The sequence below is a fragment of the Paenibacillus sp. OAE614 genome (genome assembly GCF_040546645.1).
GTDB classification, from domain to species: Bacteria; Bacillota; Bacilli; order Paenibacillales; family Paenibacillaceae; genus Paenibacillus_AQ; species Paenibacillus_AQ favisporus.
Genome location: NZ_JBEPOD010000001.1, coordinates 6,008,265 through 6,023,905 on the forward strand (window position 1 = coordinate 6,008,265; position 15,641 = coordinate 6,023,905).

Genomic DNA, 15,641 nt, shown 5'->3' on the forward strand with positions numbered 1-15,641 from the left:
CCAAAGGTTATTAATAAATAGCATTATATATATTTTTTATTATTTATGATCGATTATAGAATAAATACAGGCCGAAGGCGAGAGAGGCTGCTCAAACTCACCGCAGGAGGCATGAAATAAAAGCTCTGGATATTACTATATTCAATGACCGAAAGGATGATCGATAGCATGACAGAACAACAGACAATGAAAGCGGCGGTGATCCGCGCGTTCGGTCCGCCGGACGTACTGCATACGGCGGATGTGCCGCTCCCCTTACCCGGCCCTGATGAAGTCAGGGTTCGCGTAAAAGCGGCCGGCGTTCAACCGTTCGACCTGGCCGTCCGGGAAAGGGGATGGGTCCCGCCTGGTCTAAGCATCCGGTTTCCGCAAATTCTCGGCAATGACTTCGCCGGAACGATCGAGCAGGCCGGAGACCACGTAACGGACTTCGCGGCAGGCGATGACGTGATCGGCTGGGCTCTGCTGGCCAGCTACGCCGAATACGTCGTCGTTCCCGCCAGCCAAATCGTACGTAAGCCGCCGGGCATCCCTTGGGCAGAAGCCGGGGCGCTCGCAGCTTCGGGGCAAACCGCCCACACCGCACTGCAGGAGCTTCGTGTCGGGGAGGGCGATACCGTCCTAATCCATGGCGCCGCCGGCGGGGTCGGCACCATGGCCGTCCAGCTTGCCCGCGCCCTGGGCGCCACGGTTATCGGGACCGCCAGCGAGCGGAACCACGACTACCTGCGCGCCCTGGGGGCGATCCCCGTCGCCTACGGCCCCGGCCTGGGCGAGCGGGTCCGTGCCTTGGCTCCCGGCGGCGTCGATGCAGCCCTCGACGCCGCCGGGAGGGATGCGCTCCGCGTGTCCGTGGACCTCGTCCCGGACAGGGAGCGCATCGGCACGATCGTGGACGGCGAGCTTGCAGCGGAGCTCGGCGTCCGCATGATCCGCAACCAGCGCTCGGCCGCGCGGCTGGCCGAGCTGGCGGAGCTCGGCGCCGCGGGTAAGCTGAAGGTCCGCGTCCGCAGGACCTTCCCGCTGGAAGAGGCCGCCGCGGCGCACCGCGAGCTGGCCAGCGGGCACGGCCAGGGCAAGGTCGTGCTGATGATCGGGTAAGGAAGGTTTCTACTGAAATCCCCGTCGTTCGCCCGAAATCAGCGGTTCGGTCGTGGAAACGGTGCACCGTCGCATGGACGTGGGCCAGAAGCTGGTGGCCGATGCATCGGGTAGGTGCAGCGTAAAGAGTACGGGCAGATCCGCATGCGTTCGAATGGAGAAAAGTAGAAGCGGGTTTTGAGAATACGGAGTGGCAGCAGATGCGATAGCTGATGCTGTAGGGGCTCCTGCCTGCCGGGTTACGGCAGCAGGAGCAGCGTTCAGGGCAGGGCTCGCCCTCACAGTCCCCCTCTTCCCCGATTCCAGCGGAGCAGGCCGGATTCATGCTGGAGAAGCGGCAGCGGCCGCCTTTGTGAGCGAATTTCTTCCTCATCGTCCATTCCCAGAAATTCGCGAGCAACAGCGGTCGGAAGCATGAGCCGGACGCGCAGCGGGCTTACAAGAAGGCTTCGGAGCGCACGCTCTCAAGCATTACAGGCTTCGGAGCACCCGCCCTCAAGCATTACAGCTTCGAAGCCGATGCTCACGTTGAGCCGGACGCGCAGCGGGCTTGCAAGAAGACTCCGGAGCGACACAACTAGAAGCTAAGCCTCGAAGCCTCCGAATAAACAAGGGCTCCCCCATCACCGGGGAAGCCCTTCTCGTGCTTATTATGGATTGATAAATGCCGTTCTCAGCTTCGCCACGTACTGGACGTCGAAGCCGAGGCCTTGCGCCAGCGCTGCCAGCGGTACGTACGTCTTCGATTCCTTGCCGACCTTGTTCAGGAATGCCGGTGCGCCAACGGCGACCGGTTGGCCGTTCACCTTCACGGTGCTGGCGCCGATCGTAATCACGACCGTGTTGCCCGCGTAACTGATCGTCGCGCTGGACGTCTTGCCGTCCCACTTGGAAGTGGCGCCGACCGCGTTCACGATGTCTTGGATGGCCACGAAATTTGCGCCGTTCTTGATGACCGGCTTGTAAGGCGTGTTCAGCTCCTTGCCGCCGACGATGATGCCCATCGGCGCGCCCGCCTCGTGAACAGCCAGCTTGGTGTAGCCGCCCCAGATCACTTCGGCGAAGACTTTGGCCATCGCCTCATACCCCATCTGGTTCGGGTGGATATCGCGATCCGCGATGATATGCGTCATCGTGCCCTCGCCGCCGACGAACTCCTTGGCCACATGGGCCACCTTGACATTGACGCCCTGCGACTGATAAGAGGCCGCCATCTTGTCAATGACGTCCGTAAAAGCCTGGGCTGCCTGCCCCAGCTTCGGATACAGCACCTTGTCGGCGATTTCCGGCATCGGCTGGTACTGGTCAGCGACCACGATCAGCGCGTCCGGATTCAAGCCGTGCAGGTCGTCCAGCACGACCTTCATGCTGTCCGAGTACAGCTTGAACAGCTCCTGTACGCGGTCGGACAGCTGCTGGTCCGTCATTTGGCTCCCGGTCTCAAGCAGCTGGGACATGTCGTTGCCGCCGATCGTGATCGTAATGGCGTCCGCGGCCTTCACGGCCGCTTGGGTCTGTGGAGCCGCTGCGCCGATCTGGGCGGTCCGGGGATCCGGCAGGTTCGGCTGAATCGCCTCGGCACCGATCGGCTGTCCGGCTGCGACGGCTTCCACAAAGTTTTGGAGCCCCTGGCTCTTCAGCCCGGCAATCCCCACGTTCAGCGTTTCCGTCCGGCCGTGAAGCAGCCCCTGCTCCTGCAGGCGGTCCACAAAACCGTAAGGAACGTCCTTCTCTCCTTTGCCGGGCTCATAGCCGACGGTTAACGAATCGCCGAAGGCGACGATCCGGTAGGGCTCTTTCGCCGCCGCTTGCGGTGAAGAAGCGGGTGCCGCTCCCGCCGCGCTCAGCACCAGGGCTGAAGACAGCAGCGCAGCGGACAGCGAGCCTATGTACTTGTGAACAGTTCGAAGCATGTGATCACTCCTTATTCAATGGAACAAGCCTCCGGCAGGACGCCAAAGGCTTGCTTGCTAACTTCAGTTTACCACCATTTACCGGTTTGGGGGATTAGTTTTTCCCCGGAATGGCGGCATGCGATTCCCGATATTCCGTCGGGGTTTGGCCCGTGGCCTTTTTAAAAACCTGGGTAAAATATTTCGGATCCTGATACCCCACCAGCGGGGCGATTTGATACACTTTTACGCTCGTATGGCTCAGCATGTACTTGGCTTTGTCCATCCGGCACTCCGTTAAATACTCAAGGAACGTATAGCCCGACACCTGCTTGAACAAGGTGCAGAAATGGCTGATGCTCAGGTCTGCGACTTCCGCAACCTCCTCGATGCTGAGATCTTGATGATAATGGTTCGAAATATACTGCTTCGCCTTTTCAACCACGGTTGGCCCGTCTTCCCGGTGCTGGCTTTTCAGGTGGTCCGTCAGCTGCACAGCAAATGCTTCTTTAAGCAGGGTGATCGCGTCATGCAGGCTTCCCTGGTCATGCAGCTCATGAATCAGGCCGTCAAGGCGCCAATCCATCGGCGGATTTCCCTGCTCCAGCTGGCGGCACAGAACGATCGTCAGCTCGATGAGCAGCCGCTCGGCTCCCTCCTTCGGATAGGCCTGTTCTTCCAGATATCCCTTCAGCTCATCCCAGCATGCGTTCAGGCGCCCCGTATCGAGCGTCCGGATGGCGTCCAGCAGCTGTGATTCCAGATGCTTCGGATATTTTAAATCCGGATGCCCGGCAATATCCTCTTGTTCCGTATCGGCAAACACACCCTCCTGCTCGGAATAAAAGCGCTGGTACAGCGCCCGGGCTGCCCCGTCATAGGCTCGGCTCAGCTGATGGATTCCCCGGGTCGTCCGGCTGAGGCCCACCGAGCACTTCAGCTTGGAATACGTACGGATCCGGTCGATCAGATCGTGGCCAAGCGTGATTTTCCGCGGCTGCAGCGCATCGGGGAACAGCACGATCCATTCTCCGCTATGAAAAGGAAATACCGCCAGGCAGCCGTACTGCTGCGACCACTCCTCCAAAATGTTGCGGACCGCAAACAGCCACAGCCGCTTTTCGGCCATCGACCATCGTTCGCTCAGCTGGTGGTAATGATCCAGCTGCACAACGGCCATAAAGCAGTCCTCATCCAATTCATGGCTCTCCAGCCAAGCCAGCGGTCCGCGCGGACGGTCGTTGCCCTCGATCCATTCCGCGTACATCCGCTCGCGGGCCATCACGGACAGCACCTGAACCGAGTGCAGCAGTCTGTCGTCGGCTCGACGCGCGTCCAGCCGGGCAGCGGCCCGCTTCAGCATCTCTGTCAATTCGTCATGATCGATGGGCTTCAGCAGATAGTCGAAAGCCCCCTGCCGAAGCGCCTCCCTGGCATATTCAAATTCGCCATAACCGCTGATCACGATGAAAATGCGTCCAGGGTTGCCCGTAAGCACTTCCTTCATCAGCGTAATGCCATCCATGCCGGGCATGCGAATATCGCTGATGATGATGTCCGGCGCATGCTCCCGGACCAGGTCGAGCGCCCCTTCCCCGTTCTTCGCCTCGCCGGCCACCTCGATGCCCAGCTCCTCCCAGGGGATGGCAGCCTTCAGACTCCGCAGAATGATCGGTTCGTCATCCACCAATATGGCTGTGTAATGCCGGCCTGAACCTTCCACTTCCTATCCCTCCTTTCATTTCACCGCCGTGCTGCGCCTCAGATTCCAGTACTGCTGTGAGGAGACGTCCAGCTCCTGCAATGCGTCTCCTGCCGAAATGCTCCCGTGAATCATCTCTGCGATGACCGCCAGAAACGATTTGTTCACTTCCGGGGACAGCATATTGTCATAAGGAACGAAGGTTTGCGGATCCTGCTCCATTAGGGCGGTCACCTGCGGAAAAACCGGCCCGGTCCGCTCGGCATCAAAAGGAATACGCATGGACGGAATCCGCAGGCCCTCGTACACAATCCGCTCCTGCACTTCGGTCGTGTACAAGCTCTTCATCAGCTCCAAGGCCGCCTTTTTCTGAGCTTCGGTTAAATTGGAAGTTAAACCGATCCCGATCGTATAACCTCCCGCCAGCGATTTGGAGCCGCCGGGCTCAAGGGACGGGAACGGAATCGCCTTGATATCGTTCTGAAAATCGACCGGCGCCCGCTCATTATGAAAAAGCGTAATGTCCCAGTTGCCGTTTAAATACATGCCCGCTTTGCCATGGCTGAACAGGTCGATCGCTTCTTCGGTCGAGAGATCGTTGGGATGGGGGCCGAATGCCCCCTTTTCCGCCCATGCCTCGATCTGGTTAAATGCCTTCAGATAAGCCGCATTTTGAAACGCGCTGCCGCTGTTTCCTTCGACGAGGTTTTCGATCATTTGCGGATTTCCATAGCGGTCCATTAAATAATGGGCAAAAATAGCCGCCGGCCAGCGCTCCTCGTTGCCGAGGGCAAACGGGATATAACCGCTTTGCTGCAGCACATCCACCGCTTCGTTTAACTGGCTTAACGTTTCCGGAATGGCGATCCCGAGCTTGCGGAACAGCGCGGCGTTCACATACAGCGGCTCGGCGTTGCCTTCAATCGGCAGGCCATAGACATGGCGGTCGAAGGTCCACAGCTTCAAATCTTTAAATTCGTTCTCCAGGTGGTTGCCGTTCACGAACTCTGTCAAATCGAGCAGCCGGTTCGACCTGACGTACGGCTCGATCTCGGCGCCGCCAAACAGGACAAACATGTCCGGAGGCGTGCCGGTCACCATCTCGCTCTTGAGCTTCTGCTCCCGGTGGATCGTTTGATCCATCCCGTCGAAGTTGACCTTGACGTTGGGATGGGCCTCCTCAAACTCGCGCACGACATCTTCAAAAATGTTCAGCATCGGCCGGTCATGCTCGCTGATCCAGAAATGCCGGAAGGTCAGCGTGACCTTATCGGTGGCGTCCTCCTCGATCGGCTCATGGTTGGCATGCGCCACGACGACGACCGTGCCGGTCAGTACGACCGCATAGAGGAGCACCCAGCCCCAGCTTCGCAGTTTTCTTCTTAACATCCGTTTTTCTCCTCCCCTGACGCCCCGGTCCTATGGCATAATCTTCGGCACCCGGATCCGGACGACCGATCCGCCGCCGGGAGAGGAGCATATGAGGATGCCGTAATAGCCTCCGAACCGGATCCGCAGCCGTTCATGGACGTTTTTCAGGCCCACGCCGCTGTCATGGTACTTTTTCGATCCGGCGGACTCCTTGTTCCAAATGCGAAGCAGCGACTCCGGGTCAAAGCCCGGCCCGTTGTCCGTCACGTCGATGACGATGTCCCGGCCGGCTTCAATGGCCTGGATGCGGATATATCCTTTGTCCTCCATCGGCTCAATGGCGTGGTACAAAGCGTTTTCAACAATCGGCTGTACGATCAGCTTCTGGGTCATATACGATCGCAGCGTCTCGGGAATGTCGATTTCATAGTCGAACCGGTCTTCGAACCGGTATTTCTGAATGTTCAAGTAATGGCGCACATGCTCGAATTCCATATACAGCGGAATAAGCTCCTGGTTCTCGCTGATGCTGATCCGCAGCAGCTTGCCGAGGGAAATAACCATTTTGCTGATATCCCGGTTCCCGGCCAGCACCGCCATCGAGTTGATCGATTCCAGCGAATTGTAAATGAAATGGGGATTGATCTGGGCCACCAGCGCCTGCAGCTCGGCTTCCTTCTTGCGGGTCTGCTCCGTCTCCACCTGCTGGATCAGCTCCTGGATCTGCGAGCTCATCCGGTTAAAGCCGTCGATCAGCAGATCGGTTTCATCATCGCTTTGCGTATGGGATGTGATCGGCACGAAGATGCCCTGCTTAACCCGCTTCATGCCATTTACGGCGCTGATCAGGCTGCGGACCAGCCTGCGGATAAAAAATTGGTCGAACCAAAGTGCCGACAGCAAAGAAAACAGTCCTAAAATAATGGCGATATTCCGAATGGAAACGGATTCAGAACGAATCAGCTTCAGCGGCGTCACCGCAACCAGATACCACTGTTCGTTGTGGGACGGCAGAAAGGTAATGAGCGATTTTTCATGATGAAAAGAATCTACGTAATAGTCCTTCGTCTTGGTGTACGTGTCTGACAGAAAAGGAAAAGAGATGTTCTCCCCGATCCGGTCTCCGGATTTGTTAAATACGACGCTGCCCTCTTTGTTCACCAGCAGAATGTCCCCGTTCTTCAGCGTCGCGGCTTCCCAGAATACCTGATCCAAAATATCCGGCTTCACATAGATAACCAGGTAGCCGATCGTCTCCAGCGAGTAGTAGTCTTTGATGACGCGGGCATGAATCATGACCGGCCGGCCCGCTGCCGCCGAACCGTTCTCCCCCGGCCCGGACCATACCGGACGCCCTTCGGCGCCCAGCATGGACGCATACCAGGTTTGCCGCTTCAAATCGCCGAATGACATTGGCGCATTGTACTGATAAATCAATTGGCTGGTGGAATACAGGCTGAACGAAGTAATCATCGGGTGGTTGATCAGCAGATTGTTGATCTCCTGCTTGCGGTCGTACGTCACACTTACGTCCGGATTTTTCAGAAACTGCTGAATGACCGGCTGGGTAATCGCCGCATTGGAGACGGAGTTGATCTCATTCAAGGCGAACTTGAGCTTGCGGTCCGTCTCCAGCAGCGAAATCCAGTAGAAATTGTTCGACTTCTTCTCCATGGCGCTGGAAAAGTTGTAATAGGTGACCACGCCCATGATGATGACCGGTATGAACACCAGAAGAATAATAGCCAGTAATATTTTGCGGCGGAGCTTCATGGCACTTGGGTCCTCCTGCCTCCTGCTTCTATGTCTTTAGATCTATTCATTCTTCATGGCATGAAATAATTCCTTCGTGTCTGGCAGATTTTAGGGGAATCAGCTCTTGATGGCCCCGGAGGTCAAGCCTGCAATGACCCAGCGGCTGAAGAGAAGGAACACGATCAGAAGGGGCAGCGTCGCCGTAAACGTCGCGGACATGATCATGCCGTAATCGAGCCCGTCGCGGTTAGAGAACAGCTGCTGCAGTGCGATTTGGATCGTAAAGTGCTCACTGTTCTTCAGCACAACGAGCGGCCAGAAGAAGTCATTCCAGACGTTCATAAAATTGAGAATGCCAAGCGTCGCCATGGCCGGCGTAATGACAGGGACCGCTATGCTCCAGAAAATCCGGAAATGCCCGCCGCCGTCAATCCGTCCGGACTCGATCAGCTCGGAGTGGACCGCCGTGGAAATATACTGCCGCATCCAGAAGATCCCGAAGGCGTTCACCATCGCCGGCACGATCAGCGCCTTGTACGTATCGATCCAGTGCAGCTTCGCCATGATGATATACGTCGGCAGCACGCTCAGCTGGGTCGGCACGAACAGGGTCGCGATGACGAAATAAAAGAGCGCATTTTTCAGCGGAAAATCGTACTTGGCAAAGGCGTATCCGGCCAATGTGCAGAAGAACACCACCGACACGGTGACCATAGAAGAGACAAAGAGCGAATTGAGCAGCGCGCGAAAGAAGTCCGTCCGCTCCAGCACCCGCTGGAAATTGTTCAGAAACTCGTCGCCGATGGACAGCATCGGGGGAATATGAAATACCGCCCCGCGGTCATTCGTCGCAATGACAAACATCCAGTAAAAAGGAAAGATCGAGACCAGCGCCCCGAGCACGAGCAAAATGTAAAAGAGGGTTTTGCCGATGATTCCCGTATCCCCCGGCGTCCGGGAAGAAGCCGTATGAAGTGAACTCATGCCTTACCACCTTCCGTATCTCCGTTCATCCGTCCCGACACCCACATGTTAATCATGGAGAAGATGATCGTAATGATAAACAGCATGACCGCCGTGGCCGCCGCTGTTCCGAAAAATCCGTTCCGGAAAGCCTCGCTGTACAAATAAGTCACCATCGTGATCCCTTCCTGGCGGGTCGATCCCGTTCCGGACTGCCCCAAATATACATACGGCTCGGTAAACAGCTGGAGCGCGCCGATGGTCGAGATCAGCGTCACGAAGACGATAAACGGCTTGAGCAGCGGCAGCGTAATGTAGGCCAGCTGCTGGCGGCGGTTGGCCCCGTCGATCCGTGCGGCTTCGTACAAGTCCATCGGAATGCTCTGCAGGCCCGACAAGAAAATGATCGCGTTGTAGCCCGTCCAGCGCCACATGACCATGGTGGAGATGGCGATTTTGACGCCCCACCAGCCGGAGTTAAAGGCCACGCTCTCCAGCCCCAGGTTGTTCAGCATCCAGTTGATCATGCCGTTGTTGCCGAACAGGGTGCTGAATACGAGTGTCACAGCAACGATCGACGTAATGTTGGGCATGAAAAAGAGAACCCGGAACGTCTTCTTGAACCGGGTCATCGCCGAGTTGAGCATGACCGCCAGCAGAAGCGCAATAATCAGCTGCGGGACGGTGCCCATCACGCCCATGATGAGCGTATTGCTGAACGAGATCCAGAAGGTCGGATCGCTCGTGATCAGGTCGTAGTTTTTCATCCCGACATATTTCATCGGGCCGAGCGCATCCCACTTGTAGAAGGACAGATAAATCGTAAAAAATATCGGGTACAACCCGAAAATGGCGAACAAAATAAAAAAAGGCGAAATAAACGTATAGGCTGTCATCCGGCTCCGCCTTTGCTCCGTCAGAAAAGGCTTCTTGCTGCTCCGGGCCTGCGAAGCGATTACGGTTTCTGCCATGCTGCACCTCCGCGGTTCTCATAGGATCATCCAAACCCGCCAGGCGCGGCCCTGCGGCCGTCCTGACGAATTTGGATGCAGACTCAATGCTTTAACATTTGGAACTTCCGAAAAATGGTTAGCTGCGTTCCGCCAGCGTTTTGGCTTTCTCGACGGCAGCGTCCCATTCTTTGGCCGGGTCGGCTTTTTTCTCAAGGACGTTCTTCAGCGCATCCTTGAAGAACGTATCCGTCTGGTCATGCAGCGGACCGTAGTAGACCGGTTTGACGCGCTGTGCGGCTTTACCGTATTCCACGGCCGTCGCCTGTCCGCCGAAGAAGTCGTCTTTGAAGCCGGTGAAGGCCGCATCCGTATACAAAGCAGGAATCGAAGGCATCAAGCCTTTGGATTTGAACGATTCCAGCTGATTCTCCTTGCTGTCTAGCCAGGCGATGAATTCGTAAGCTTCCTTCGAATGCTTGCCCTGCTTCGGCAGCGTCAGGAAGGAACCGCCCCAGTTGCCCGCGCCTTCAGGCAGCTGTGTAATTCTCCACTTGCCGGAGGAGTCCGGTCCGTTAGTCTTAATGTTGCCGGCCATCCAAGCCGGTCCAAGCATGACGCCGAATCCGCCGTCGTTGGTCGCCTGACCCCATTCCGGAGACCACAGCAGCGTATTGCCGATCCAGCCTTCCTGAATGCCTTTGACCGTAAAGTCATATGCTTTCTTCACCATCGGGTTTTTGTCGCCGATGAAGGAGCCGTCCGCCTTGCTGAAATAAATCTCGCCGTCGGATTGGTCACGAATGCCGTTGTAGACCAGATCCGTCAAGTCCGCAAACGGCTTGCCTGTTTTCTCTTTGAACTGCTTTGCCACAGCAGCGAACTTATCCCACGTATCGATCGCCTTGCCGAATTCTTCCGGATCGGTCGGCAGGCCCGCCTTCTCCATCAAATCGGTGCGGTAATACACGACGGTCGGGCCGATGTCGGTCGGAAGCCCGATCTGGAAGCTGCCGTCCTTGGACGAGCCCTGCTTCCATTTCCAGTCCAGGTAGTTGGCTGCGATATCTTTAGCCCCTAAATCATTCAGGTTGTAAAATTTGTCTTCCGCCGTAATGAACCGCTCCATGAAGCCGATCTCCAGCATGAAGATGTCCGGAGCTCCGGATCCGGCGGACAAGGCCGTCGTCAGGTTGTTATGGTGCGCAGTCTGGTCGGACGTGTTCTGGAATTTAATCGTAATGTTGGGATGCTCTTTGGTGTATTCTTTGCCGAGCTCTTCATAGTTGGTCGTGCCGAGCGACCAGAAGGACAGCTCGATCTTCTCGTCCGAGCTCGTCTTTGAGGAATCGTCCGTCGTGGCCGCCGGCTCCGCCGTTCCTTCCGAGGTACCGCTGCCGCTTTTACTGCCCCCGCCGCAGGCGGACAAGGATACCATCAGGATGAGCGCAAGCAGCATGACCGGCCATTTCTTGCCTTTTCTCATTTGTTTAATGCCCCTCTCGAAAATAGGTTGATTTACAAGGATCAGTCTACCGGATCGCTTTCCAAATTTTGAGGAGGCAATATTGCGATTTAGGGTTGAAATTATTACGGTGGGGATGCGCTGTACAAAGTGATGGGAAAGTATGTTGGAGAGGAACCTCAGCTTGGAGGTAAATTTCGGAGTCCTTAACAAACGACAAAAGACCTGTACGGCCTTTCTGCCGGAACCGGCAGCTGCCACACAGGTCTAATTTGGGATGATCAAGCGATACTGTTCTCTACGACTTCTCGTCCTCCAGGGATTTGCTTTCGGAAGCTCCGTCCCCTTCGGCTCTCTTTATATATTTATCATACCGGTCATCCAGCTCCTTCGCCATGCCCCGGTAAATCTTCGTCTCTTCCACGATCGGGTCCATCTTCGTCTGGATCCGGATTTCATATCTCGGAGAAATGAGCTCGCGCTCCTTCTCTTCACGGTTTTGCTGCTGCTGCAGCTCGCCTTCGGTCAGCATGTCACTGAGCTGCCGCTCCAAATTGTCCTTCTCACTCATGGGTTGACACTCCTTTGCGCTGTACCGGTGGCCTGCCACCGCGTGTGAATAAGATCGATTACGTCCTTTGTTTGGTTACCCCGATTCAGGCCTAATGAAACAGCTTGACGGTCAGGCACAGCTTCTGAATCTCCGATTATTCGCCGGTCCCCTTCGCTTCCTTCAATGTGCCGACCAGCTCCTGCTGGATCAGCCCGTTCGTGGCGACCACATGGCGTACGCCCAGATGATAAGGATTGCCGAGCGTATCCGTGATGCTGCCGCCGGACTCGGTGATCATCAGCGATCCCGCCGCCAGGTCCCAGGCGTTCAAGCCGACTTCCCAATAACCGGTAAGCCGCCCGCTGGCAACATAAGCCAGATGGAGGGCTGCGGAGCCGCCGGAGCGGATGTTGCGCACCCGCGGCGCAAGGTAATTGAGTCCGGCCATATTTTGCGGAAGCGTCGTATCTCTTCCCACCGGAAAGCCGGTTGCTAGAAGGCTCTCATTCAGCGTTCCCTGCTGGGAAACGGACATGCGCTTGCCATGCACATAGGCGCCCTTGCCCTTCTCAGCCACAAACATTTCATCGCGTGAAGGATCATAAATGACGCCGACGATCACTTCACCTTTATGCGCCAAGGCAATGGATACGGAAAAGAACGGATACCCGTGAACATAGTTCGTCGTTCCGTCCACCGGATCCACGATCCACAAGTATTCTTCGTCCAGCGCCTGCTCAAGCGCCTTCTTGGAAGCCTCCGGCCCGGGCTCGACCCCTTCCTCGCCAAGAAGCGCATGATCCGGAAAATGAGTGAAAATCAGCTTGCGGATCATTTGCTCGGCGCCCTTGTCCACTTCAGTGACCAAATCCGGCGCTCCGGACTTGGTATCCAGCTGTTTTACCGTGCCCAGTTTACTCTTAATCCATTCGCCTGCTTTCGAGGCGGCGTTAATCGCTACAGCCGTAAAGCTCTTGCTGGTTACGACATATGGTACCTTACCCTCTTGGTTCAAAGCATTCACTCTACTTTCTGATTAGATCTGTACTTTGGGACGGCCCCGTCCGCGGGCGGAGCCAAGACGACTCATGAACACAGCTCCCGTCCCCGTGTGGATCAGCTTATAACGTCACACCGCTGATTCTATCTCCTAAAACTATACGTATAGACTCCGGCAAAGTTTCGCCCGAATCGGACCGGGAAACCGATTTCCACATTGGCCCCAAAGGTGATGCCCGTAAGAAATTAGCCTTATCTAGGGTGTAATCTCAATACTCGCACCATCCAGAATACGCACCCCGTCACCCTGATATGCATGCAAATCCTCCATCAGCTTGAACAGCGCCCCGTCCTTGGCTTTGGCTTCAATCATGACATCCACGGCAGGTGTATCTCCCGCAATCTTCCGTAAAAAGGTCAAGAGCGGCTCCATCTCGACGTGATCGGCATGGCCGCGCGGGTCCGACTCGCTCTTGGGGCTGGACACATGAATTTTCGGCGGGAGCGGCTTGTCCTTCGCCGCATCGGCCTGCGCCAGCGGCGTCGACCAGGTCTGCAGGATGTCCGGCCACAGCTCCCAGGGCTTCTCCCCATCATTATTGACCCATTGGTGGTGAATATCCAGCACCATCGGCAGTCCGACATGCTGACAGACCTCAAGCGTCTCGACGGCCGTAAACGTCTTGTCGTCGTTCTCCAGCGTCAGCCGCTGCTTGATGTCTTCGTCCAGCGCGGCAAAATGCTCCTCAAACCGCTGCGCCGCAGCGGTTTTGTCACCATAAGCTCCGCCGATATGTATGTTGTTCTTCGCTGTCGCGTTCAGTCCCATCGCCTTCAGCATCGTGACATGGTGGCGGAGGTCGCGAATGGAGCTCTCCAGCACCTCGGCCCGCGGCGTGCTGAGCACCGTGAAATGATCCGGGTGAAAAGACACCCGCATGTCATGCTGCTTGACGTAATGGCCTACCTCGGCAAACGGCTCGCGAAGGGCATCATACGGGCTCCAATCGCTTAGGTCCGAATGGGTCGCCAGCGGAATCAGTTTGGAAGAAAAGCGGTACACATGAATGCCGCTGCCATGGTTATGCTTCAGCAGCCGCAGCGTGTTATGCAAATTTTCGGCCGCGATCCGCTCCAGCTTGCGAATGGCCGCCTCACGGTCGTTCAGTTTGGTGAAACTGGCCATCGTCATCGTTTTGGAGGGAGACGCATCTTTTATTACGGTTGACATCGCCACGTATCCGAAACGGACCCTCATCATCGGCTTCTACTCCTCTTGGTTATAAAATCATCCTTAAGAAGTATGTTCCCCAAAAAACATTTCGTAAGCCAAATCGGTCTGAATCCGTGACTCCTCGTCGGTCAGCTTGCGGATGAGCTCCATTTCGACCTCCGTAACCTCCTGCCCCTGAAAATTGATCTCGGCGATGCAGCCGACGATCTTAACGATTGCCACCGCCACGTTGTTCGGGGTATAGGCAATCACTTTCTGGCCTGTCGGGAAAACGCGGAAGCCCTGCTTGACCATTTTGCCGCGTCCGTATTCCAGCAGCTCGTACAGCTCCTGGTCGCTTTTGAACTTGCACACGGAATTAAATTCGGTCTGGAAACCCATCATTTCATCTCCTTCTCCTGATTAAAATGGAAAAGGTACCCGGCCTATACTGCAGAGCCGGCCGGATACCTTATATGGTGTTGCTGTACGTCGAACCGCTCACGTGGCGGATATCTCACGAAAGCATCTGCAGCGCCAAGTTAAATGTCGTTGGCAAATACCAGCGACTGCTTGCTGTTGTAGCGCTCCAGCGCCAGCTCGATCATCCGGTCCAGCAGCGCCTGATAGCCGAGGCCCGTTTCACGCCAGAGCAGCGGATACATGCTGTATGGAGTGAAGCCCGGCATCGTGTTGACCTCATTGATGAAGATGGCGCCGTCCGATTTGCGGATGAAGAAATCCGCCCGTGTAATGCCGCTGCCTTCGATCGCCTGGAAGGCGATCAGGGCGAGCTCCCGCAGCCGGTCCGCTGTCTCGGCATCCAGCGAAGCCGGAATGACCATTTCGGATTGCCCATCCGTATACTTCGCCGCGTAGTCGTAATAATCGCTCGAGGAAATAATTTCTCCCGGCACAGATGCCATCGGCTCGTCATTGCCGAGCACAGCCACCTCCACTTCGCGCGCGTCCACAAACTCTTCAACGATGACTTTGAGGTCATAGCGGAAAGCGAGCTCAATCGCCTGCTCCAACTCCTCGCGGTTTCTCGCCTTGGAGATGCCTACGCTCGATCCCAAATTCGCCGGTTTTACAAAGCATGGGTATCCAAGGTCGTCTTCGACGCCCATGATCAGATTGAAGCTGCTGCGCTCCCACTGCGATTTCGTGAAAAAACGGTAGCCGCATTGAGGCAGGCCCGCCTGCGCAAACAGCTTTTTCATTACGGCCTTATCCATTCCGGCTGCGGAAGCCAGGACTCCGGCGCCTACGTAAGGAATGTTCGCCATTTCGAACAGACCCTGGATGGTTCCGTCTTCCCCAAAGGTTCCGTGAAGAAGCGGGAACATCAGGTCGATGCCGGCCTCGCCGCCGTACAGCCTGCTGAAAATCGCTCCTAGCGCCGCTTCCGTGCCCTCCTGGCTCTGTTCCAGCTTCAACTGGTCCAGCTTGCCGAGGGGGGCCTGCAGCGTCGTTCCTTTTCTCCACTCGCCCTGCTTCGTAATATAGAATGGAATAAGTTCGTATTTATCGTAATCAAAGGCGTTCATCACCGCAAAGGCCGTCTGCAGCGATACCTCGTGTTCTCCTGATTTACCGCCGTACACAAGGCCTACGGTTGTTTTGTTGTTCCCCATGCCAAACCTCTCTTTTTCCTCATGATTGCAGGTGTCCTCC

Annotated in this window: 13 protein-coding genes; 1 reads left to right on the top strand and 12 read right to left on the bottom strand. The window is 56.3% G+C overall.

Annotated elements, in window-relative coordinates; translation table 11 throughout:
- The first annotated feature begins 186 nt into the window (after positions 1 to 186).
- The gene (locus ABIE48_RS27600) at positions 187 to 1,101 is read left to right on the top strand and encodes an NADP-dependent oxidoreductase (RefSeq protein WP_192716175.1); all 915 of its coding nucleotides are present in this window, start codon (positions 187 to 189) and stop codon (positions 1,099 to 1,101) included.
- A gap of 650 nt (positions 1,102 to 1,751) precedes the next feature.
- Here ABIE48_RS27600 and ABIE48_RS27605 read toward each other — a convergent pair.
- From ABIE48_RS27605 to ABIE48_RS27660, 12 genes are all read right to left on the bottom strand, one after another.
- Positions 1,752 to 3,014 (bottom strand): SGNH/GDSL hydrolase family protein, encoded by a 1,263-nt coding sequence (locus ABIE48_RS27605; protein ID WP_192715889.1) that lies wholly within the window; start codon positions 3,012 to 3,014, stop codon positions 1,752 to 1,754.
- Positions 3,015 to 3,108: 94 nt separating this feature from the next.
- Positions 3,109 to 4,716, bottom strand: coding sequence for a response regulator (locus ABIE48_RS27610; protein ID WP_192715890.1), 1,608 nt, complete (start codon positions 4,714 to 4,716; stop codon positions 3,109 to 3,111).
- A 15-nt stretch (positions 4,717 to 4,731) separates the two neighbouring features.
- Complete coding sequence (locus ABIE48_RS27615; RefSeq protein ID WP_145026484.1) at positions 4,732 to 6,084, bottom strand: ABC transporter substrate-binding protein; 1,353 nt, start codon at positions 6,082 to 6,084, stop codon at positions 4,732 to 4,734.
- A 30-nt stretch (positions 6,085 to 6,114) separates the two neighbouring features.
- Positions 6,115 to 7,839 (bottom strand): sensor histidine kinase, encoded by a 1,725-nt coding sequence (locus tag ABIE48_RS27620; protein WP_152399249.1) that lies wholly within the window; start codon positions 7,837 to 7,839, stop codon positions 6,115 to 6,117.
- Positions 7,840 to 7,938: 99 nt separating this feature from the next.
- A complete protein-coding gene (locus tag ABIE48_RS27625) occupies positions 7,939 to 8,805 on the bottom strand; it encodes a carbohydrate ABC transporter permease (protein WP_145026488.1) in 867 nt (288 codons plus the stop codon).
- The gene (locus ABIE48_RS27630) at positions 8,802 to 9,755 is read right to left on the bottom strand and encodes a carbohydrate ABC transporter permease (protein WP_145026490.1); all 954 of its coding nucleotides are present in this window, start codon (positions 9,753 to 9,755) and stop codon (positions 8,802 to 8,804) included. The genes ABIE48_RS27625 and ABIE48_RS27630 overlap by 4 nt, the downstream gene beginning before the upstream one ends.
- Before the next feature lie 118 nt (positions 9,756 to 9,873).
- Entirely contained in the window at positions 9,874 to 11,220 is a 1,347-nt protein-coding gene (locus ABIE48_RS27635; RefSeq protein WP_145026492.1) for an ABC transporter substrate-binding protein, read from the bottom strand.
- A 277-nt stretch (positions 11,221 to 11,497) separates the two neighbouring features.
- Positions 11,498 to 11,770, bottom strand: coding sequence for a hypothetical protein (locus tag ABIE48_RS27640; RefSeq protein WP_192715891.1), 273 nt, complete (start codon positions 11,768 to 11,770; stop codon positions 11,498 to 11,500).
- Positions 11,771 to 11,906: 136 nt separating this feature from the next.
- A complete protein-coding gene (locus tag ABIE48_RS27645) occupies positions 11,907 to 12,767 on the bottom strand; it encodes an inositol monophosphatase family protein (protein WP_145026496.1) in 861 nt (286 codons plus the stop codon).
- Between the two features lie 240 nt (positions 12,768 to 13,007).
- A complete protein-coding gene (uvsE, locus tag ABIE48_RS27650) occupies positions 13,008 to 14,009 on the bottom strand; it encodes a UV DNA damage repair endonuclease UvsE (RefSeq protein WP_192716176.1) in 1,002 nt (333 codons plus the stop codon).
- Between the two features lie 36 nt (positions 14,010 to 14,045).
- A complete protein-coding gene (locus ABIE48_RS27655) occupies positions 14,046 to 14,366 on the bottom strand; it encodes a hypothetical protein (RefSeq protein ID WP_076175803.1) in 321 nt (106 codons plus the stop codon).
- A 140-nt stretch (positions 14,367 to 14,506) separates the two neighbouring features.
- Positions 14,507 to 15,601 (bottom strand): D-alanine--D-alanine ligase, encoded by a 1,095-nt coding sequence (locus ABIE48_RS27660; RefSeq protein WP_116234330.1) that lies wholly within the window; start codon positions 15,599 to 15,601, stop codon positions 14,507 to 14,509.
- Positions 15,602 to 15,641 lie beyond the last annotated feature (40 nt).